Genomic DNA, 20,699 nt, shown 5'->3' on the forward strand with positions numbered 1-20,699 from the left:
TCACCTGGCGACTCGTTGCGGACGTGGAAACCGAACCCCCGGACGAATTCGACACGTTCGAAGAGCCGCAATATATCATGTACATATCATGAACTTATCCTTTAAACTTAAAACTGACAGTCAACCGGCCCCAATAAAAACAAACAACAATTAAGGTTATTCGCCCCCCTCGAATTGGGTAGAGGTACCATGACCCAAGTCATATGGATCATCGCGGCAGTACTAGTGACGTTCACCGCCGGCTATGTGGGGTACTCGAGGTACCTCACGCAGTTCGTCGAACTCGATGCGGAGGCGAAGACACCGGCACACAAGTACGAGGACGGACAGGAGTACGTACCAGCGAAGAAACCGGTCTTACTGGGGCACCACTACTCGAGTATCGCAGGTGGGGCCCCGATCGTGGGGCCAATCACGGCCGGCGCCGTCTGGGGTTGGATGCCGGCATTACTGTGGATCGCGATCGGTAACCCGCTGATGGGTGCGGTACACGACTTCGTCTCGCTGTCGGGGAGTCTCCGCCACGAGGGGAAGTCGGTCGGGTACATCATCGGCGAGTACGTCGGTAAGACCGGCAAGAATATGCTGCTGTGGTTCGCGTTCATTACGATCATACTCGTCGTCGCAGTGTTCGCGCTGGTCGTCGGGATTGTCTTCAACGCGTATCCGCAGGTCGTCACGGCGTCGTTCATCTACATCCTTCTGGCGCTGGTGTTCGGCGTCTACCTGTACCAGTTCAACGGCCCGTTCATCCCTGGGACGGTCCTCTTCGTCGCTGGGGTCTTCGCGGCCGTCTGGGTGGGGCTCCAGTACCCGCTGGCGCTGTTCGCCGGCGACTACCCGGCCGAAACGATCGTGCTGCTGGGTGGTGACGGCAGTTGGGTGCCGGGTGCGGGCACACTCGGCGGTAACACTGCGGCGTGGATTCCGGTCGTGCTCGTCTACGCCGCGGTCGCGAGCGCACTCCCCGTGTGGGTGTTGCTCCAGCCGCGAGACTACCTGTCGTCGTTCCTGCTGTACAGCGGCGTCGGCGGGGCGATCGTCGCGATCATCGTCGGGACGTTCCTTGGGACGTCATCCCAACCGCTCGTCATCGACGAGACGATCGGCGCGTTCCAGGGCTTCTGGGGCGTCGAGGCCGTCTTCTTGCCCTTGTTTCCGCTGCTGTTCATCACGATCGCCTGCGGGACGATCAGCGGCTTCCACTCGCTGGTTTCCTCGGGCACGACCGCCAAACAACTCGACAAGGAGACCGACGCCAGACTGATCGGCTACGGCGGGATGCTCGGCGAGGGGCTGCTCGCCGCGGTCGCACTGTCGACGCTCGCGGTGTGGGGCTTTGCCGATCCCGCGGGCGGGATCGGTGCCGCGCTGCCGAACTTCGCGTCCGGTGGCGGCGTCATCCTCACGAGTCTCGGTATTCCGGAGACGGCCGGGGCCGTCTTCATGGCACTCGTCCTCTGTAGCTTCCTCCTCACCTCGACCGACACGGCCGCTCGTCTCGGTCGATACATGATGGAAGAGATCATTGGGACGCCCGCGGGGCGGACCGATACGGGGCTCAATCTCAACGTGCGTTCGATCGCACGCGGTCGGTACACGAATCCGGCCATTCAGATCGGTCTCGCTTACCTACTCGTCGTCTCCGGTCAGTGGGTCACGCTGTGGGCGCTGTTCGGGGGCGCGAACCAGCTGCTCGCCGCGCTGGCGCTGCTCACTGCGACCGTCTGGCTGGCTAACTGGGACGACAACAAACAACTCGTCTCCACCGGCGTCCCGATGGCGATCATGGTGACGATCACCGTGCTCGGCCTCTCGTGGCTGGTGTTCTACGAGAACCTGTACGCGAACCTGATTCAGGGCGGAGCGGAATCGACCAGCGCGATGATCTCCTCGGGCGTCCAGATGATTCTCGGGCTCGTCCTCATCGGCCTGGCGCTCGCACTCGTCAGACTCGGATACAAGAACATCAGCCGCGTCCGTCGCGGCCCCGAGACGCCTGCGGCAGAACCGGGCGACGACTAACAACACGCTGTCCGTTTCCTTTTTCGCCGCGAACTCCGATCTCAGACGGGTCTGTCACCTCTTTCCGAAATTGAAGACCGACTTCTCCGCCGGACGGTCTGGAATCCCGCTTCCTACCGCCAGAACCGTTTCGCGAACCGCGACAGGAGCCCTTCGTCGGGCGTGTTCACGTTGTCCCAGAGGGTAAACGCCTCCGCGACGTCGGCTTCCTCGCTGGCGACGTGGTCCTCGAGATCGGGGACGACGACTACGAGATTGATATCGTAGTGCCCGTGATAGCCGAACTTCAGTAACGTCCGATCGCGGAAGCCAGCGACGAACTCGCGAACGTCGTCGGACATCCCGTTGGCGACGAGCACGAACGTGAAGTCCGTCCCAAAGTGCTCCTCGTCAGGGACGACGCGCTCGTCCGCGAGTTCGTGGCCGAGATCGACGAGTCGCTCGAGTTCAGCGATCGTCGGACGCGGCTCGCGGCGGGCGAAGAGATACTCCTCGGTCTCGTGATCGGCGTAACTCAGCGCCGGGTGAAAGAACTGCTTCTGACTCAGCACGCGCAGTTCCCCGTAGAGATCCCACCGCTCGCCGTCGACGCGGTGGTTCTTCTCGAGGTCGTAGTTGTACATCAACCGATCGGAGACCCGGTCGAGGTACTCGTCGTCCCAGTCGGGTACCGCCTCGCGGATCTCGGCCGGCAGTTCCTCCGGTCGTACTTTCTCGCTCATCGTGTATCTGTGGAGAGCGATCGCGGTCGCGTCCGGCGAAGCGTCGGTCCGGTCTCGGGGCGATCCGTGGTCCGAAATCTCATACCATCGGTTACCGTCGGGGTATCAAATAATCGTCGGTGGGAACGACGCCGGCGACGCGCCGTTTTCGACGGCGCTCGCGGACCCGGGCGGCAGCTTTTAGCCATCGGAGACGTAGTATCCTGCAAGGGATTCTCATGGAAGGCAAGAAAACCGAAGCCTGCGGTCGGTGCTCGATGTCGACGGTCGTCGACGTCGCCTCGTCCGACGACGGTGACGGCGAGAGCGAGGCCGAATCGACTCGCGACCCGTTCGGCGAGAACGCCATCGAGATCGACGAGGAGTCGCTCCGACGCGTCTCGCCGGGAGCCTGGGCAGGACGGGTCGCCGAGCGGCTCGACGATCTCGGACGACGACTCATTTACGGGCGGTAGAGCGGTCGAGGATTGAGCTCGGGAGCGTAATCGTGGCCGGAACTGGCACCGAAGCGGGACTCAGTTCATCGTCACGAGATACGTTATCGCGAACAGCACGACCGCGGCCGTGGCGACGTTGATAAGGCCGAATTCGACGGCACCCAGAAACGACAGTCCCCAGACGATCGTCCACGCGAACAGCGTCGACAGGATCGCGTTCATCGCGATCAGAACGCGGGGATCGCCCTGCGACCCCGCCGTCCCCGCCTCGAATCCGTCCCGCTCGGAGTCGCTATCGCTCATACAGGGAGAGGACGGTACCGTCACTTATATTTTCGCCGTCCAGAACGATCGATGGACTCGACGGCGCCGCGGCCACGCCGCCAGCAAACCAAGTTGTATAGCTCTTTGTCGATCGAGGTCGAACGCACCGTATGCGACTTCGTAACCGCCACGGCTCGCGCGTCGATCCGGTGCCGTTCGTCGTAGTCGTCGGTCTCACTTTCATGGTCCTGCTCTCGTTCGGGCCGCTGTACGGACAGGCACTGGGGCTGTCGCTCGAGGCGGCGATCGCCGTCTCGGTCGCCCTGTTCGCCGTCGCCACCGTCGCCGCCTATCACCGCCAGATCTGGACCGCGCGGCCGGAGCTTCGGGGCCACGTGTCGGCCGCGGTCCGCGCCGAGCGCCTGTTCTACCTGATTCCGATACTGGCGGCGCTGATCGTCGCGCTCGCCGTACCGTTAGTCGCCCGATAGGTCGAATATCGCCGCTGGAGCGACGCCGCTTCGAGTCCGCGACGGGCGTGCCGATCGCTTATCCGTGATACATATTCGCACAGTATTATTTGCCTCCCCGGCGAATGGACGAGTATGGGTCTCGTCGATTCACTAAAAGACGCGTTCACGTCGCCAGCCCCGAATCGCCGGCCCACGGACGGCTCCGCGGGCGCGTACTGGTGTGACGATTGCTGCGTTCGGATCAGGGACGTCGAACTCGAGGGGGAGCCCGTCTGCCCCAACTGCGGCGCCGAGATGCGCTTCGAGCGCGCTACCGGCGGCGACTGCGCGTGCTGACGGTCCGGTGAGCGGAATCAGGGCTTGCGGATGACCGTCTCAGTGGCCTGCTCCACGGGGAACGGGCCGTCGTGGCCGGTCTCCCACTCCGCGTCGGTAACGAGCGCGTCCTCGAGCGCGGCCCGCAGCGCCGACTCGTCGTAGTCGGTGCCGATGAAGACGAGTTCGGTCCGCCGGTCGCCGTGCTCGTCGTGCCACTCGAGGTCGGGGCGGTTCGATCGATACATGTCGCGCTCGATCTCGGGCAGACTCGCGATCCAGGGGCCCTGCGCGGTGGCCCTGATCGAGGGGCCGGCCTGAGCGATTGCAACGCGCATCTCGTTGTCGGCGATCCAGGCGGTTCCCTTCGCGCGGACGATCGACTGCGGCAGGTCCCGGAGGACGGCGACGAACCGCTCGGGGTGGAACGGGCGACGCCGTCGGTAGACGAACGACGAGACGCCGTAGACCTCGTCGGGATGGTGGTGGCTGCCGTGGTCGTCGCCGTGCTGTTCGCTCTCCTCGTGCTCGCGGTCGGTGCCGCCCTCGGCGGCCTCCAGCGCGCGCTTCCAGCCCGGGAGGTCGTTCACCCGGTCGGGTTCGAACCGATCCGCGCCGAGCAGCCGATCGGGATCGACCGCGGAGAACTCGGTGTGGATCGTCTCGGCGTCGGGCTGGAGCGCGGCGACGAGGTCCGCGGCCTCCTCGAGTTCCGCCTCGCTACACAGGTCGGCCTTGTTGAGCAGGACCACGTTCGAGACCTCGACCTGCTCGACGAGCAGGTCCGACAGCGGCCGGTCGTCCTCGTCGCCGCGCCGTTCGGGCGTCCCCTCACCGGCGAACGCCTCGAGGAATGCGGGCGTGTCGAGGACGGTCACGAGCGTATCGACGTCGTAGCGAGCGGCGACCCGGGACTCGATCGTGAACAGCCGCGCCACCGGCGCGGGCTCGGAGATGCCCGAGGACTCGACGACGAGGTGGTCGAACGAGCGGTCGCGAGCCAGCCTGACCACGGCGGTCTCGAGGTCGTCCTGGAGCTCACAGCAGATACAGCCGTTCGAGAGCTCCGCGACGCCGTCGTCGAGTTCGAGTTCCGAGCCCTCGGCGACGAGTTCGGCGTCGACGTTGACCTCGCCCATGTCGTTAACCAGTACCGCCAGCGTCCGCTCGCCGGCGTTCGAGAGCAGGTGGTTGAGCAGGGTCGTCTTGCCGGCGCCGAGGCTTCCGGAGAGGATGGTTACGGAAATCCGATCGTCGGCGTCCGCGGCCGCGTCCGTCTCCGTGTTCCGCTTCATATCCGAATACTGGGAGCGGAGCATCTTGAAAGCGAGCCACGACAGTTTTCACCGTTCGATACGGACGTACGCGCATGGACCTGGCCGATCGGATCGAATCGTTCCGGGAGACGCTCGAGGAGTGGCTGCGAGGGCTCTATCACGGGATGATCACGCATCCGGCCTACGAGAAGATCGAAAAGGAAGCCGAAGACGCCGAGGACGCGTTCATGCTGGCGTGTTTCCCGGACGCCTTCGGCATCCCGTCGCCGGTCTCGTACTACACCGCCGAACTGCTTCCCTACCTCGAGGACGAGTTCGAGGGGTGGGAACGGCGACTGTGGGACCGCGGAACGTACCTCGAACGCAAGGGTCAGCAGTACCACTTCTAATGGAACCGTTCGTCTTCTTCGGCGGCAAGGGCGGCGTCGGCAAAACGACCGTCTCCTGTGCCTACGGGCTCGAGTGCGCCCGCGACGGCCACCGGACGCTGGTCGTCTCGACCGACCCGGCCCACTCCGTTACGGACGTCTTCGACCAGTCCTTCGACGACTCCCCGCGGCCGGTCGAGGGGATCGACGGCCTCGACGCGATGCAGATCGACCCCGAGGACGAGGTGACCCGTCATCTGGACGAGATCCGCCAGAACCTCTCGGAACAGGTATCGGCGTCGATGGTCAACGAAATCAACCGCCAACTCGAGATGGCCCACGGGACGCCGGGGGCCTATGAGTCGGCGCTGTTCGACCGGTTCGTCGACGTGATGCGCAACGCGGAGGCGTACGACCGAGTCGTCTTCGACACCGCGCCCTCGGGGAGTACGCTACGGCTGCTCGGGCTTCCCGACCTGCTCGAGGGGTGGATCGACCGCCTGATGTACAAACGCCGGACGAGCATCGACCTCTTCGAGAAAGCCGCCGTCGGTAACAACGAACCGCGGCGCGTGATGGACGGCGACCCGGTTCTCGAGCGACTGCAGGAGCGCAAGCAGTTCTTCGAGTTCGCCGGCTCCGCGCTCCACGACGACGCCGCGTTCTTCCTCGTCATGAACCCGGACGAACTGTCACTGAACGAGACCCGCAGATCGATCGACGACCTCCGGGAGAAGGGGTTCGACGTCCGCGGACTGGTCGCTAACAAACTCACGCCGTCGCCCGACCCCGACGAGAACGGTCGCGGCGCGCGCTACCTCCGCGAGCGCGTCGCGACCGAACGAGAGCGCCTCGAGACGATCCGCTCCGAGTTCGAACCGCCGCTGGTCGCCGAAATCGGCTGGCGGAGCGCGGAGGTCAAGGGCGACCTGCTAGCGGACGTCGCCGCCGAACTCGACGTCGAGACGGCGGTCGAGCCGCCGACGCACGTGTAGCGGAGTCGAGCGGGGCACGGGCTCGGTTCGATCGGGCGAGCCGAATCGATGCGCTCATCTGTACCACGGACTTGCTACGTCCACGCATACCACTTCGCCCTCGGACAGAAACCCGTTTAGGCGGGCCGCTCCACGGACGGATAATGAGTACGAGTTACCGGATCGGACTCGTCGGCAAACCCTCCGTCGGCAAGTCCTCCTTCTTCAATGCAGCCACGATGAACGACGTGCCCGAGGGCGCGTACCCGTTCACGACCATCGACCCCAGCGTGGGCGAGGCCTACGTCCGCGTCGACTGTGCGGCTCCCGAGTTCGACGAGACGTGTACCCCCAACGTCGGCTACTGCGGCCACGGGACCCGGTTCGTCCCGACGAAACTCGTCGACGTCGCCGGCCTCATCCCCGGCGCCCACGAGGGCGCGGGGCTGGGCAACCAGTTCCTCAGCGACCTGAACGAAACCGACGTGCTCGTCCACGTCGTCGACTTCTCGGGGCAGACCGACCTCGAGGGCGAACCCACCGAAGACCACGATCCCCGGAAGGACATCGCCTTCCTCGAGGAGGAACTCGACCAGTGGTATCTCGACGTCTTGGAGAAGGGAATCAATCGGTACGAGTCGGGCTACACGACCGAGGACGACGCCATCGAAGAGGAGCTCGCCGAGCAGATGAGCGCGTTCAAGACCAACGAGGACGAGATCAAGCGCCTGATTCGGCGGACGGACGTCGGCTTCGATCCCGAGGAGTGGGACGACGAGGACAGACTCGAGCTCGCCCGCGAGATCCGCACGGAGACCAAGCCGATGGTCATCGCGGCGAACAAGATGGACACGCCCGAGGCACAGGAAAACTACGAGGAGATCGCGAACGACCCCGAGTACGAACACCTGACGATCGTCCCCTGCAGCGCCCACGCCGAGAAGGCCCTGAAATCGGCCGACAAGGCCGACGTCGTCGATTACCGTCCCGGCGACGCCGACTTCGAGATCACGGGCGATATTTCGGGCGACCAGGAGCAGGGCTTAGAGCAGATCCGAGACTTCCTCTCCGAGTACGGCGCGACGGGCGTCCAGGCGGCCCTCGAGACCGCGCTGTTCGACGTGCTCGGCGTCGTGCCGGTGTTCCCCGGCGGCGCGAACGGGCTGGGCAACGAGCGCGGCGAGGTGCTGCCCGACTGCTACCTGATCCCGCCGAACTCGACGGCCGAGGACTTCGCGTACAGCCTCCACTCCGACATCGGCGACGGCTTCCTGCACGCCATCGACTGCCGGACGAACCGCCAGCTCGGCAAGGACTACGAAGTCGAGTCCCGCGACGTGATCGAGGTCATCACGACGAACTGAGCGCCCGGTCGGCGCCTCGAAACGATGCGGTCCGCTTTTTGCTGTGAGACGAACGGTACGCCGATGATTCGTGACGAGGGCCGTCTCCGTTCGGCGGCTCGCCGCGATCCGTTCGCGTCCGTCGCCAGCGGCCGGTAGCCCGGGACTGCGACACGATACCTATCTTTACATTCGTTTTTACACTACTATATAGTTGCGAAGAATACAGTTCTGCCCGTCGTGCATCGGATAGTTTCACTACTCGATTGCTGATTGGAAAGCGTACCGTTGTATTTTGGGGAAAATATGATCCCAAGGTGCGAGTACTGCAAAATCGTGATTTATGGAGTTAGATGACGTGAGCAAGGGGGTTCTGTACGTACTGCAACATAACTCTCGGCAAATCACGACGCGCGAGATGGCGGATCAAATCGGCGTGTCGGCTAGCACGGTTCGGAATCGCATCGAGCGGCTGGAAGACGAGGGCGTCATCAGGGGCTACTATCCGGAAATCGACTACGATAACGCGGGGCTCCAGTTACACGTGCTCTTCGTCTGCGGCGCTCCCGGCGTCGAACGGAACGCGCTCGCCGAAACAGCCAGAAACGTAAGCGGCGTCGTGAGCGTTCAGGAAGTCCTCGACGGAGCGGAGAACGTTCGGATCGAAGCCGTCGGGACGGATACCGACGACATCGCTCGCGTCGGCGACGAGTTGAGCGCGATCGGCCTCTCGATCGCCAACTCGAAGGTGTTCAAGAGTTCGCACAGACAGCCGTTCGATCACTTCGGCGAACAACTCGTCGACGAACCGGAATGACGGGGGGAACGCCTGACGCCATCGAGACGCTCGAGTACGAGCCGAAAACGGACACCTATCGGATCGCCTACGACGCGCGGACGACGCCGCCGAGCCTCGCCGTCGTCTCGGCGCTCGACTCCCTCTCCGACGGCGGATTCGACGCGCCGCTGTACGACGTGATCGATCCCGATGCGCTCGACCGGCTCCTGTCGCCGTCCGAGTCCGCCGAGACCACGGATCGGCGCTCGGTTTCGTTCGCCGCTCGCGGGTTTCGAATCACCCTTTCCAGTCGCGGGTACCTCGAGGTGCGATCGGACCACGACGGGGACGGGGCGGAGGGATCCGAATGACCACCGACCGGTGGATGCGACGTCGATCCGCGACGACGCACTCCGTTCGAGTCGGGTGCCGACGCCGGTGGAGCGGACGTCCCGACCGTCTGAGAGACGGCGCGTGGCGTAGCGGAATCTCGTAGCGGATCGGGGCCGGATGCCACGGGTTCGTGAATCGTCGCGTTCCGTCGGACGGTCGATTCGATCACCCCGACGGGAGAACGCCGCGAGAGATATCGTTATTGTCCCAACACTAACCTAATACAATAAAGTTTAGGTCAGTCCGATTCGGCTACTCGAGTGAGCAGTATGTCAGTTACAGACCGCCCCGTTCATCCGCCGAACGCCTCCGCCAGCGATCCCGGTGAATCGGACGCCGAAGCGTCCGCAGCCCTCTCCCCCGACGAAACGTTCCACATCCTCCAGACCTTCCGACGGCGGGAGTCGATCCGATACCTGCTGCGAGAGGACGGTCCCGTCAAGATGCGCGACGTCGCCGAACATGTCGCCGCGCGGGAACACGAGACGACCGTGGCCGAGCTCACCTCCGCGCAACGCCAGCGCGTCTACATCCCGCTCTACCAGTCACACCTGCCGAAACTCGACACGGCCGGCGTCATCGAGTACGACAAGCCGCGCGGAATCGTGCGGCCGACCGAGCGACTCGAGTCGTTTCGCCCGTATCTCGAGGCGGCAGCGGCCCCGACGAACGCAGAGCCCGATCGAGCGGACCGCGAGGCGTCCCCGAACGGACAGCGTCGGTCCGTCGCAGCGCTCGGAGCGATCGTCGCCCTTCTGCTCGCGATCGCGGCGGAAGCGCTGCAGATCTCCGGAGTGGTCTTCGGAGCGGCGATCGTCGCGCTCGTCCTCGTTGCGGTGGCGGTGTTCTGAACCGACCGCGAATCGACCGCTCTGCTACGAACCGTTTGCCGCCGTCAGGCGAGACGCTGGACCGCGTCGCGAGGAAACTCGAGAGGCGCTCACTCCGGCCGTCCAGCGAGCGGGTTCACAACGGTCGTGGCCGTGCTGGTGCGCCGACGACTTCGACAGTTGAATGGCTGCCCAACAGTTACGGGCGTCGATGTGAAACGACAGGGCGCGCGCTTCCAGCGCCGGTCTGCGGTCCCACCCGCTCAGACGGAGTCACGGCTCACCGGCGTCGTTGTGCCGTGAAAACGGGAGCGGGTGGTGTGTCTTGCTGCGACGCAGCTCCCGTGGTGGACGGTCGCCACTGGACGCTAATAATGGCATCGGCTCGAGACGAACGGGCGAGTCTGGACGGCGCCGATCCGACGGCTCTCGGCCCTCGACCTCGGGTCACACCACGCCTCGGCACTTCGACTCGGGCGACACTCCGCCGCCGCCGGAGACTCGATCGGACGACTGCGCCCGCGACTCACTCGAATGCGTCTGCGAGTTCCTCGAGCAGCCGCGAGCACTCGCCCTTGCGCTTCCAGGCGGCGATCCGGTCGCCGAAGGGCAGCGGGGCCGACAGCGAGACCGACGAGCGGATCGCGACCCGAGTGCCGCCGGCGGCGTCCTCGAGTTCGATCCACGTTTCCATGTGGGAGAACGGGCCCTGCTCGCCCTCCTGCGTGTAGTAGATCGCGCCGTCTCGGTCCTCGAACCGCAGCGGGAGGGCCATCCCGGGGCCGCTGGCGAGGACGATCACCGCGTCGTCCCGGTCCTCGACCGCCTTGACGTCGAAACTTCCCTCGGCGCGAACGATCGTCGGCGGATCGAGCCACTCCGAGAGCTCCGCGGGCGTCGCGTCGACGACTCGAGACACCGTCACCTCGCGCATACCCGCCACGTTCGCGTCGACCGGCATAAATTCCGGTGACGACGGCGGCGTTCCGATGCGGCCCTGAGACAGCCTCGACGACCCCGGGGTCGTCGTCGAGGCGACAAGTTCTCGTCATCGGGCCCCAATATTGAAACGAATGACTGCGCGGACCGCGCTCTCTTATCGACCCGCGAACCCCGAACTCGCCGTCTTCGTCTCGGGAATCACGAGCATGGGGATCGAAGTTCTCGCCCTCCGGATCGTCGCGCCGCAGTTCGGGAGCCACATCTACACCGTCGGCGGCATCATGACGGTCTGTCTCGCGGCCCTGAGCCTGGGCTACTGGCAGGGCGGCAAGCGAGCGACCGACGCGACCAACCGGGAGATGACCTGGCTGTTGCTCGGGACGGCGGTCTACATGGCGGTCGTCATCTACGCCAGCGACATACTGTTGAGCCAGACCGCCGCGCTGGCGTTGCCGGCGCGGTACGCCGCCCTCCCGTCCTCGATCATCCTGTTCGGCCCGCCGACTTACCTACTCGGTTTCATCAGCCCCTACGCGGCCGAACTCTCCAGAAAGGAGGGCACCGGCGAAGCATCGGGGCACGTCTACGCGCTAGGGACGATCGGCAGCATCCTCGGCTCGGCCGCGACGACGTTCGTCCTCATCCCCGCGCTGACCGTCGACACCATCGGTCTCGTCTTCGGCATCACCCTCGTCGCGACGGCGGTGGCTATCGAGGCGCCGTCGCTGCCCCAGAAGCCGACCTTCGCGAGCGTCGGCATCGCGGTCCTGCTCGTCGTCGCGACCGGCGCCGGGCCGGTCGCGTTCGACCACCGCGGCGACGTCGTCTACCACACTCAGACCGCCTACCAGGAACTCGAGGTCGTCGACGACGGCGACGTTCGGACGATGTACTTAGACGGCGCCCTCCACAGCGCGATGGACCTAGAGGAACCCAAGCGCCACGTCTTCGAGTACACGAAGTACTTCCACCTGCCGATGCTGCTGACCGATGACGTCGAGGACGTCGATAACGTGCTGTTCATCGGCGGGGGCGGGTACACCGGGCCGAAGGACTTCGAGCAGCGCTACGACGTCGACGTGGACGTCGTCGAGATCGACCCACAGGTGACCGATGCCGCCGAGGAGTACTTCGGCCTCGAGCACGGCGAGAACATGACGAGCCACACCATCGACGGCAAGCAGTACCTCCAGAACACCGACGAGACCTACGACGTGATCGTCCTTGACGCCTACAAAAAGGATCAGGTCCCCTTCCACCTGACCACCGTCGAGTTCATGGAACTCGCCTCCGACCGGCTGGCCGACGACGGAGTCTTCCACGCCAACGTCATCGCCGCGCCGAGCGGCGCCGCTGGAGAGTTCTACCGCGCCCAGTGGAAGACGATGGACGAGGCCTTCGGCGGCACGTACGCGTTCCGGACCTCGAACACGAACGAGATCCAGAACATCGAAATCGCGGCGACCAACGCCGAGACCGACTTCTCTGAGTCGGACCTCGCCGAGCGAAACGACGAACGCGACCTCGGCATCGATCTCGCCGACGAGGTCGACAACTACATGGGCGAGCCGGACACCTCGGACGCACCCGTCCTCCGGGACGACCGCGGCGAGGTCGACAGCCTGCTCGATCCGATGCTCGGCCAGCGCTACGTCATCGAGGAAACCGAGGACAACTCGAGCGCCAGCGGCGACGGCGGTGACCCGGCCGCCCCCGCGGTCGCGCTCGGTACGGCCCCGCTCGTGATCGCGGCCGCTCCGAAGAAGCGAACGCCGGTCGAACGGTAACTACCTGTTCCTCACTCCGGCCGCTGATAGTCCGGATCGAACAGCTGCGCCGAGCCAGGCTCCGGGTCGCCCTCGGTGAGGTTGTACCGCGAGAAGTCCTCGATCCCCGCTTCGTACAGCAATTCTTCGTCGTAGACGGCGTTCCCGGTGAACGAGGCCGGATCCCGGGAGAGGATCTCGAGGACCGTATCGGCGACGATCTCCGGACTGCGCCAGTCGTCTTCGGTCCCCATCCCGAAGTGTCGGGTCGCGCGCGTATCGATCGCCGTGACGGGCCAGAAGGTGTTACAGCCGACGTCGTCGGCCGCGAGTTCGCTCGCCATCGAGAGCGTGAGGAAGGTCATACCGAGTTTCGACCACGCGTAGGGCGCCAGGTCCGGCGCGCGATCGATCGTCACCGGCGGCGCGTTCGTGAGCAGCCACGAGTCGTCGGCCTCCCGGAGGTGGTCCGCGAACGCCCGCGAGACGAGATACGTCCCGCGCGCGTTGACGTCGGTCAGGAGGTCGAACCGCTTCGGCGGGAGCTCCGCGACGGCCGCGAACTGGATCGCGCTCGCGTTGTTGACGACGATCTCGACGGTTCCGAACTCGTCGATGGCCCGCTCCGCGGCCGCCTCGACGGCCGCCTCGTTGCGGACGTCCAATCGGATCGGCAGCGCCTCGACGCCGCGCTCCCGCACCTCGCGGGCCGTCCGTTCGATCGTTCCCTCGAGGTCGCTGTCCGCGTAGTCGTCGTCCTCCTCGCTCGTTTTGCCGGTCGAGACGATGTTACAGCCCTGCTCGGCCAGTGCGAGCGCGATCGCCTTGCCGATGCCGCGGGTCGTGCCCGTGATGAACGCCGTCTTGCCGGAGAGATCGGGTCGCTCGAGAGCCATGTGCTACCGTCTCTCGAGCGCGTGATAAATCCCGGCGACGACCCGGGGTCCCGTCCGGTTCGGACGGTCTTTCACTCCTCCCGCTGGCCGCCGGTGACGACGACCGGGCGGTCGCTGATCAGGATCACCGACTGGGTGAGGCTCCCGAAGACGACCTTTCCGACGGGCGATCGCTTCCGACCACCGAGGACGATGGCGTCAGCGTCGCGCTCGTCGGCCGCCTCGAGGACGTCATCCGCTTCGATCTCGCCGCTGCCCTCGAGGACGGTGACGTCGACGCCGGCCTCCTCGAGGCGCTCCCGCGCTCGCCGGACGGACGCGACCCGCGAGGCGGACTTGTAGCGTTCGATCTCCGCCGGGAGGTCCTCGTTCTCGTCGGTGAAGACGAACAGGATCGAGGCCTCGACGGACTCGGCGGCGTCGGGGAGCGACGCGACGGACTCGGCCTGCGCGATCGCTCGGCTCTCGTTCGTGTTGACGGGCATCAGAACGCGGTACATGGACGATCATTCATGCAACCGAGTGATAAAACCGACTTCACCCGTCACGGGTTCGGAAACACCCGGCGCCGAGCGACCGCTCCGTGAGCGAATTGACCGCCAAAAACGATGGTTGCTGGATAGTCGTCCGTCGAGCGGTGGACGGACGCGAATCGATCGCGACCTACTCCTCGTCCTCGTCTTCGTCGGCTTCCGCCTCGCTTTCCTCCTCTTCAGCAGCCACCTCCTCCTCACCTTCGACTTCGATCTCCGCCTCGACCTCGATCGTTAGTCCGTCCGTCTCGAACTCGCCCTCGAACTCGCGGCGGTCCTCGGCCTCGAGTTCGAGTTCTTCGCTGTCGACTTCGACCTCTACCTCGACATCGACGGTAACGTCCGAATCGTCCATACGTCACCTTCGCTCGAGACACCTAAAGTGGTGTCGCGGATTTTCGCCGCCAGAAATCGTCGAGGTCGTCGGCGGTGCGGCCGTGCCGCGGGATATCGTTATGTGGCCGGAGACAGAGGCTCGAGGTATGGCAGGAGACGCCGTAGAGCGCGCCGTTCTCGAGCGGGAGCCCGACGACCGCATCCGGGTCCTCGACGCCGACGGGACGATCGTCGCGCCGGAACTGGAACCCGACCTCGCCGACGAGACGCTGCGGTCGATGTACCGGGATCTGCGCTTCTCTCGACGGTTCGACGAGCGGATGATCAGCCTCCAGCGGCAGGGTCGGCTGGGAACCTACGCCTCGCTCGCGGGTCAGGAGGGCTCGCAGATCGGCTCGACGTACGCGCTCGCGGACGACGACATGCTCTCCTTTCAGTATCGAGAACACGGGGCCGTCGTCTCGCGGGACCTCCCGTGGGAGTACCTGCTGTACTGGATGGGCCACGAGGACGGCAACGCGGCTCTAGCCGAGCTCGACGTCTTCCCGCTGAACATCTCGATTGGCGGCCACCTCCCCCACGCGGTCGGCTGGTCGTGGGCCGCGAAGCTGAACGGCGACGAACGCGCGAGCGTCGTCCACTTCGGCGACGGGGCCACCTCGGAGGGCGATTTCCACGAGGCGATGAACTTCGCGGGCGTCTTCGACACCCCCACGATCTTCTTCTGTAACAACAACCAGTGGGCCATCTCGATCGCGCGGGAGAACCAGACCGCGAGCGCCACCATCGCCCAGAAGGCCGCCGCCTACGGGTTCGAGGGCGTGCAGGTCGACGGGATGGATCCGCTGGCGAGTTACGTCGTCACGCGGGCCGCGCGGGAGAAAGCGCTCGACGCTCGCTCCGGCGACGACGGCCGGCCGCGGCCGACGCTGATCGAGGCCGTCCAGTACCGCTTCGGCGCGCACACGACCGCTGACGATCCCTCGGCCTACCGCGACGAGGCCGAAGTCGAGCGCTGGCGCGAGCGAGACCCCATCGACCGGTTCGAGACCTACCTTCGGAACCGCGGTGTCCTCGATGACGACGGGATCGAGACGATCGACGCCGAGATCGAGGCCACCCTCGAGGAACTGGTCGATCGCGCCGAATCCGCAGAGGCCGACCCGCGCAACCTGTTCGAGCATACGTACGCCGACCTGACGCCGCGACTCGAGACCCAGCGCGAGGAGCTCGAGGACCTCCGCGAACGACACGGCGACGATGAATTACTCGATTACGAGTAATGATCACACCATAAAGCCGGAACTGGGACAGGACAACGGCTACCGGGGCGTCGTCCCCATCCGCGAGTACTATGCAACTCGAGCAGCCGACGCAGGTCGAGCAGTCGACGCAGGAGTCGGGCTGGAGCGGGACGGTTCCCAGCGCGGTCGACGCCCGGATCCTCGGCCTCGTCGTCGTCGTGGGCGGACTGGCCGCGTCAGTGAACATCCCCTACGGCGGCGTGCCGACGGCCCTCGCCGCGTTCGCCGTGCTGGTCGGCGGCGGCGTCGGCGCCCACGTGCTCGGCGAGCGGCGACTTCGGCGGATTACCGACGGCCTCGTCGAGCGGTGGGTCGACGCCGGTGCCCACATCGAGGACGTCACCCGGTCGTCCGACGGCATGCGAACCGAGTGGACGGTCCACACACCCGACGGCGAGATCCGTATCGGCGGCCTCGCGCTGGTCCCAATCAGCCGCTTCTCGGTCGAGTGGCAGGGCGTCGGCGACACCATGGACGCAAGCGAAGCGGAGGAGAACCTCGACGCCCTCGCAAAGGGGCTCTACGCCGAGTTCTTCGACATCGGCTCGGCGACCCAGCGAGCGTGATATCCTCCGCCCGAAAGGGGTATGACGAGACGCGAAGCGTTTTCGAGGGTAAAGTCTTCAAAGATACTACGGATGGCTGAGGGAGACGTCCCCGTAGGGATTCGCGGACGAAATCGACATCTCGAAGACGACGCTGCCTAACCATCTCCGAAAAGCGGGAACGAGAGTTCTCGGCCAGTACGAGCGGTAACTACTCGTCTATCGAAGTGATACTGAAGCCAGTTATCGGGTCTCTCGGATCCTTCACGAAGGTGTGCTTGCCCGTAATTCGGGCAGATTCGGTTATCGGAGGGGTGATCAGAGTGATGTCGTCCGCCTCTCTCGTGTCCACGATTCGGCCCTCGAACTGGGTTCCAAGGATGCTCTCGTGCTGGGACAATTCGTCAACCGCAAGTCGTCCCTCCTCGTATAGCAGCGCCATCTTCGCACACGTACCGGTCCCACACGGAGAGCGGTCCACCTGTCCGTTACCGAAGACGACGATGCTGCGGTCGGCGTCGTCGGAGGACGCATAGATTTCAGTGATAGACGCCACACCTCGTTCGCCGGAAAACGGATTGATGATCTGATCTCGAGTTCATCAGTGACGGCGTCCCGGATTTCGAGTCCCCAGTCGACGAACCCGTCAGTTCGGGCAGTATCGATAGCAACAACCAGTTGGTCGCTATCGACTAGCGCGAAGAAGTTCCCGGCATAGACGACGTCCACCCGAAGCGGCGAGGGTAAGAACGAGATGGGGACGGTCGTCGTGCCCTCGCGGTTCTCTAATCAGTAGTTCACGAATCCAGTCGTACTGCTCGACGAAGGACTCGCGCTTAGTGGGAGCGCAATCCCCTTCGAGAGTGGACCGATCGAGACTGTCGAGGAGGTACGTGTCGATTCCCCCTCCGTGTGCGTGTCGACTGTCGTAACCGATGTATCCGTACGCACGTCGAAGTCTCCGTTGGTTCTCATTCTTCGATCGTCTCCAGTGCCTCTATCTGCTCGGCAGACCAGTCGTAATACGGTTCGTCGATTTCTCGGAGCGAGCGCACGCACTCGTTGTATCGCTGTCGCGCTTCCGGTGCATACGGGTCGTTCGGGTTTGTCTGCACCCATTCGCGGAGTTCCTGCAGCGCACGGGGCGGGTAGCTGTCGATATTCCCTTGTTCTCTGAGTAACTCGAGCTTCCGGTCTTCGGTGCGAAGTGATCTGATGAGGATGGCGCCTGCGACGCCGGGAAGCGCGAGTATCGCGAGGAGCATCGTTACCCACGCGACGGTCGAGAGCGCCATCTCAGTTCCCCCCCTCCGAGGTGGGTTCAGGAGAACCACTAGACACATCGCCAACGACGCTCATCACGGTCGTACTTACGACAACGAGAGCGATCATGAGCCCGATACCCAGTATCATCAGCGTCTGGTTTTCAGTCCCGATGCTCGTGACAACCCCGTAGCCGAGAATGAACACAACTACCGCGGGTATAACGTACTTAACGACCGGATTCCACCACCGACCGACGTAAATGCCGGCGTTACGATTCAGATCAATAACGCGAGCGCGCTCCGGGCCCAACTTCCACGCGACGAGCGCGATGATCGCCAGCGTCGATAGCGGGAGGCCGAAGCTTCCGAACATAAAGTCCATCTGACCGAGGAACGACGACGAGTAGGCGCTCGGGAGACCGAGCAGCCAGATGATCCCGCAGACCGCGAGCACTGAACCGGTTCGTGAGAGGCGCGTCTCTTCGGAAACGGTCGTCACGCCGACTTCGGTGATACCGAGACCGGAGGAGAACGTCGCGAAGAAAAACGAGACGAAGAACAAGACGGCCCATAACGCTCCGCCGGGCAGCTCCGGGAACACCTCGGCCAGCGAGATGAATAGCAGATTAGAACCCGCAGTCGGTTCGATTCCGAACGCAAACACGATAGGAAACGTCGCGAACACAGCCAATAGACCGACACTTGTGTTACCGATCGCGGTGAACATACCGCCACCGAGCGGGACATCATCGTATCTGCCGAGATAGCTCCCGTAAGTGAGGGCGATCCCCCATCCTAACCCCGTCGAGAATAGTGCCTGACTGAGTGCTGCGACCCAAGTACTCCCGCGAGTGAGGTACGTCCAGTCGGGAGTAAAGGCAAATGCCACCCCTTCCATCCCGCCGGAAAGAGTGACACCGCGAACCCCAACCGCGACCAGTGCAAAGACGAGTAGCGGAATCATCCACTTTACCACACGCTCGATACCGCGACGGATCCCGAAAAGGAGGACACCGGCGATCGAAGCCATAGTCACCGTGTGTAACCCGATAACGAGCGCTGGGTTCGAGATGAAGCTCTCCCAGAACGCCTGTGGCTGAAATCCGGGTTGGGTGAACGTCGCAAGTAACGAGTGGCCGGCGTAGTAGAGCGCCCACCCGATGATCGGCGCGTAGTACGACATCACCGCGACGTTGACGATGAGAACGACAAGACCGAGTCCTCGCGCACGTTTACTCTCGAGGATCTGATTGAACGCTCCGATAACGCCCCTGTTCGTGTACCGACCGATCATCGTCTCTGCCATGAGACCGGGAACCGCGACGACGTACAAGAGGAGGATGTACGCGATGAGGAACGCTCCGCCACCGTTCTGTCCCGTGGTGAACGGCATCCTCCAGATATTTCCCGCTCCAACCATGGCTCCCACCATTGCCATCAGGAAGCCGAATCGGCTTCCCCATTCTTCTCTTGCCGTTCTCGTTTCTGAGTCTTGCATGGTCGATCCATACAAATCATGTGAAAGATGGTGGTTATATTGGACCCCGACTATAGTCGGCATCCCAATAACGGAATCTGAAGGCGGCTACCTTACAGAAGACGTTGCTATGGAAGGAGACGCTTCTTGTGGCTGAAGGAGGAAGAGAACGAAGTCGACCGCACATCTCGCCTGGTGACAGTGGGCACTGTACTTCCATCGTCGAGTTCGAGAGCGCAAAGAGAACCTACTGGTCGCGGCCCGTGCCGTTACGGGACGAACCGTCCCGGTACGTCGGCGAGTCGGTCGAGATCTTCCCGGTCCGTTTGAGGGACGCCTGCAGACAGACGCCGACTCCGCCGTCGTCTTTCAAAGCGATCCCCTCATACGTGTTCGAGGTTCTGTCCGTTGTCTTGTAGTCCTCCGTGTCGATCCAACTGAACGCGCGTCCTGTTCAGCAGCTCGTTCGGCGATTCTATCGTGATGAGGTTCGAATCGGGGACACCTAGATTGAGGTGCATTCGACAGAATAGCCAAAACGTCGCTTTCTAGTGATACGGAGGAAAGACAGACGGAAGCCACGTATCTTCGACGACGGTCGAAGATACCAGAACCGGTGAGTGGCGGTTGTGCCGGTTCGAATAACGATTAGAGGGACTCTGTAACTTCGTCGATCGCCGGATCGAGAAGTTTGACTTCCGCTTTTCGGAGATGTTCGAGGAGCGTCGTCTTCGAGATATCCGCCTTGTCGGCCAGTTCACAGGTCGTGATTCCTCGGGGCCACGTGTAGTAGTCGTGTTCGCACGCGAGTTCGAAAATTTCGCGCTGGCGTTTCGAGAGATTTTCGACTCTGCCGAGCGCATCATCACCGGAGAGGTTGTGAGAAGAGATCTTGGTAACGGTAATTTCGGCGTCTCGCATCTCCTGTACGGCCTCGAGACGCTCGTGAAGCCGATCCCGATCGTCGCTGTCGACGAATACGGACCAGTACTCGGTCCCGTTACGGATCTTGACGGGACCCTCCTGGATAAACCCCTGAGAAGCCAGCGCATTGCTGACCGTGTTGTTCGGGTCGTATTCGACGAGTAACTCGCGGGTCACGTTACCCGAAGCGACGTGGGGGTGGTCGAAGCCGTATCGGTGTTGCATTTCAACGACCGAATAAGTCAATCGGGAGTTGGTAGCTTCGTCGACGAGTCGATCGATCTCCTCGGCCGAGTCGCCGTAGGCCGTAAAGTGACCCTTGACACGTCCGTCTGCCGCATTGTATACCGTATGTGCAAGCAGGTTTGCGGACACCGCCCCTGTCACTTCTAGGGTCCAACAATCCGGATGCCAGATCTCGAGAGTTAATAATGCGTTCTGGGACGCCCGCTCTTCTGCCTGTGCCATACACACACACAGACAATCGGTGATATAAATATCCAACCCTACCA

23 protein-coding genes and 2 pseudogenes are annotated in these 20,699 nt (G+C 63.7%); 14 read left to right on the forward strand and 11 right to left on the reverse strand.

The window, feature by feature from the left end; translation table 11 throughout:
• Positions 1-189 precede the first annotated feature (189 nt).
• The gene (locus EH209_RS05665) at positions 190-2,025 is read left to right on the forward strand and encodes a carbon starvation CstA family protein (RefSeq protein ID WP_126661942.1); all 1,836 of its coding nucleotides are present in this window, start codon (positions 190-192) and stop codon (positions 2,023-2,025) included.
• Positions 2,026-2,138: 113 nt separating this feature from the next.
• On the opposite strand, the gene EH209_RS05670 is transcribed toward EH209_RS05665, so the two are convergent.
• On the reverse strand, positions 2,139-2,747 hold the full coding sequence (locus tag EH209_RS05670) for a hypothetical protein (protein WP_126661943.1): 609 nt from the start codon (positions 2,745-2,747) through the stop codon (positions 2,139-2,141).
• A 257-nt stretch (positions 2,748-3,004) separates the two neighbouring features.
• Here EH209_RS05670 and EH209_RS05675 point away from each other — a divergent pair, with 257 nt between their 5' ends.
• Positions 3,005-3,202, forward strand: coding sequence for a hypothetical protein (locus EH209_RS05675; protein WP_249038754.1), 198 nt, complete (start codon positions 3,005-3,007; stop codon positions 3,200-3,202).
• Positions 3,203-3,262: 60 nt separating this feature from the next.
• On the opposite strand, the gene EH209_RS05680 is transcribed toward EH209_RS05675, so the two are convergent.
• On the reverse strand, positions 3,263-3,487 hold the full coding sequence (locus EH209_RS05680; protein ID WP_126661945.1) for a hypothetical protein: 225 nt from the start codon (positions 3,485-3,487) through the stop codon (positions 3,263-3,265).
• 131 nt (positions 3,488-3,618) lie between these two features.
• Here EH209_RS05680 and EH209_RS05685 point away from each other — a divergent pair, with 131 nt between their 5' ends.
• Together EH209_RS05685 and EH209_RS05690 are read left to right on the forward strand one after the other, a co-directional pair.
• A complete protein-coding gene (locus tag EH209_RS05685) occupies positions 3,619-3,939 on the forward strand; it encodes a hypothetical protein (protein ID WP_126661946.1) in 321 nt (106 codons plus the stop codon).
• 114 nt (positions 3,940-4,053) lie between these two features.
• The gene (locus EH209_RS05690; RefSeq protein ID WP_126661947.1) at positions 4,054-4,257 is read left to right on the forward strand and encodes a hypothetical protein; all 204 of its coding nucleotides are present in this window, start codon (positions 4,054-4,056) and stop codon (positions 4,255-4,257) included.
• Between the two features lie 17 nt (positions 4,258-4,274).
• On the opposite strand, the gene EH209_RS05695 is transcribed toward EH209_RS05690, so the two are convergent.
• Complete coding sequence (locus EH209_RS05695; protein ID WP_126661948.1) at positions 4,275-5,531, reverse strand: CobW family GTP-binding protein; 1,257 nt, start codon at positions 5,529-5,531, stop codon at positions 4,275-4,277.
• 74 nt (positions 5,532-5,605) lie between these two features.
• Here EH209_RS05695 and EH209_RS05700 point away from each other — a divergent pair, with 74 nt between their 5' ends.
• From EH209_RS05700 to EH209_RS05725, 6 genes are all read left to right on the forward strand, one after another.
• Complete coding sequence (locus EH209_RS05700; protein WP_126661949.1) at positions 5,606-5,902, forward strand: hypothetical protein; 297 nt, start codon at positions 5,606-5,608, stop codon at positions 5,900-5,902.
• Entirely contained in the window at positions 5,902-6,876 is a 975-nt protein-coding gene (locus EH209_RS05705; RefSeq protein WP_126661950.1) for an ArsA family ATPase, read from the forward strand. Before EH209_RS05700 ends, EH209_RS05705 begins: the two co-directional genes overlap by 1 nt.
• A 143-nt stretch (positions 6,877-7,019) precedes the next feature.
• Positions 7,020-8,219, forward strand: a complete 1,200-nt coding sequence (locus EH209_RS05710; RefSeq protein ID WP_126661951.1) for a redox-regulated ATPase YchF — start codon at positions 7,020-7,022, stop codon at positions 8,217-8,219.
• Between the two features lie 322 nt (positions 8,220-8,541).
• The gene (locus EH209_RS05715) at positions 8,542-9,015 is read left to right on the forward strand and encodes an Lrp/AsnC family transcriptional regulator (RefSeq protein ID WP_126661952.1); all 474 of its coding nucleotides are present in this window, start codon (positions 8,542-8,544) and stop codon (positions 9,013-9,015) included.
• Positions 9,012-9,347, forward strand: a complete 336-nt coding sequence (locus EH209_RS05720; RefSeq protein WP_126661953.1) for a HalOD1 output domain-containing protein — start codon at positions 9,012-9,014, stop codon at positions 9,345-9,347. Before EH209_RS05715 ends, EH209_RS05720 begins: the two co-directional genes overlap by 4 nt.
• Positions 9,348-9,638: 291 nt before the next feature.
• A complete protein-coding gene (locus tag EH209_RS05725; RefSeq protein WP_126661954.1) occupies positions 9,639-10,220 on the forward strand; it encodes a DUF7344 domain-containing protein in 582 nt (193 codons plus the stop codon).
• Between the two features lie 505 nt (positions 10,221-10,725).
• On the opposite strand, the gene EH209_RS05730 is transcribed toward EH209_RS05725, so the two are convergent.
• Positions 10,726-11,133: an SRPBCC family protein gene (locus EH209_RS05730; protein ID WP_126661955.1), complete on the reverse strand. Its 408-nt coding sequence runs from the start codon at positions 11,131-11,133 to the stop codon at positions 10,726-10,728.
• A 139-nt stretch (positions 11,134-11,272) separates the two neighbouring features.
• Here EH209_RS05730 and EH209_RS05735 point away from each other — a divergent pair, with 139 nt between their 5' ends.
• Positions 11,273-12,928, forward strand: coding sequence for a spermidine synthase (locus EH209_RS05735; protein ID WP_126661956.1), 1,656 nt, complete (start codon positions 11,273-11,275; stop codon positions 12,926-12,928).
• Between the two features lie 11 nt (positions 12,929-12,939).
• On the opposite strand, the gene EH209_RS05740 is transcribed toward EH209_RS05735, so the two are convergent.
• The 3 genes from EH209_RS05740 to EH209_RS05750 form a co-directional block, all read right to left on the reverse strand.
• Entirely contained in the window at positions 12,940-13,803 is an 864-nt protein-coding gene (locus EH209_RS05740; RefSeq protein ID WP_126661957.1) for an SDR family oxidoreductase, read from the reverse strand.
• Positions 13,804-13,874: 71 nt separating this feature from the next.
• Positions 13,875-14,303 (reverse strand): universal stress protein, encoded by a 429-nt coding sequence (locus EH209_RS05745; RefSeq protein WP_126661958.1) that lies wholly within the window; start codon positions 14,301-14,303, stop codon positions 13,875-13,877.
• A 163-nt stretch (positions 14,304-14,466) separates the two neighbouring features.
• Positions 14,467-14,691 carry a hypothetical protein gene (locus EH209_RS05750; RefSeq protein ID WP_126661959.1) on the reverse strand — a complete coding sequence of 75 codons (225 nt, stop codon included), beginning with the start codon at positions 14,689-14,691 and terminating at the stop codon, positions 14,467-14,469.
• A gap of 127 nt (positions 14,692-14,818) precedes the next feature.
• On the opposite strand from EH209_RS05750, the gene pdhA reads away from it, so the two are divergent.
• Together pdhA and EH209_RS05760 are read left to right on the forward strand one after the other, a co-directional pair.
• Positions 14,819-15,955 carry a pyruvate dehydrogenase (acetyl-transferring) E1 component subunit alpha gene (pdhA, locus tag EH209_RS05755; protein WP_126661960.1) on the forward strand — a complete coding sequence of 379 codons (1,137 nt, stop codon included), beginning with the start codon at positions 14,819-14,821 and terminating at the stop codon, positions 15,953-15,955.
• Between the two features lie 71 nt (positions 15,956-16,026).
• Positions 16,027-16,542 carry a hypothetical protein gene (locus tag EH209_RS05760; RefSeq protein WP_126661961.1) on the forward strand — a complete coding sequence of 172 codons (516 nt, stop codon included), beginning with the start codon at positions 16,027-16,029 and terminating at the stop codon, positions 16,540-16,542.
• 190 nt (positions 16,543-16,732) lie between these two features.
• Here EH209_RS05760 and EH209_RS25075 read toward each other — a convergent pair.
• The 3 genes and pseudogenes from EH209_RS25075 to EH209_RS05775 form a co-directional block, all read right to left on the reverse strand.
• Positions 16,733-17,496: pseudogene (locus EH209_RS25075) on the reverse strand (proline racemase family protein).
• Positions 17,493-17,816, reverse strand: coding sequence for a hypothetical protein (locus EH209_RS05770; protein WP_126662530.1), 324 nt, complete (start codon positions 17,814-17,816; stop codon positions 17,493-17,495). The pseudogene EH209_RS25075 and the gene EH209_RS05770 overlap by 4 nt, the downstream one beginning before the upstream one ends.
• 1 nt (position 17,817) lies before the next feature.
• On the reverse strand, positions 17,818-19,284 hold the full coding sequence (locus EH209_RS05775) for a sodium-dependent transporter (protein WP_126661962.1): 1,467 nt from the start codon (positions 19,282-19,284) through the stop codon (positions 17,818-17,820).
• A 178-nt stretch (positions 19,285-19,462) separates the two neighbouring features.
• On the opposite strand from EH209_RS05775, the pseudogene EH209_RS25080 reads away from it, so the two are divergent.
• Positions 19,463-19,543, forward strand: a pseudogene (locus EH209_RS25080) (proline dehydrogenase family protein); the annotation flags it as partial.
• 368 nt (positions 19,544-19,911) lie between these two features.
• Here the strand turns inward: EH209_RS25080 and EH209_RS05785 are convergent.
• The gene (locus EH209_RS05785; protein ID WP_126661963.1) at positions 19,912-20,655 is read right to left on the reverse strand and encodes a helix-turn-helix domain-containing protein; all 744 of its coding nucleotides are present in this window, start codon (positions 20,653-20,655) and stop codon (positions 19,912-19,914) included.
• Positions 20,656-20,699: the final 44 nt, after the last annotated feature.

Origin of the sequence: Haloterrigena salifodinae (assembly GCF_003977755.1) — an archaeon.
GTDB lineage: Archaea > Halobacteriota > Halobacteria > Halobacteriales > Natrialbaceae > Haloterrigena > Haloterrigena salifodinae.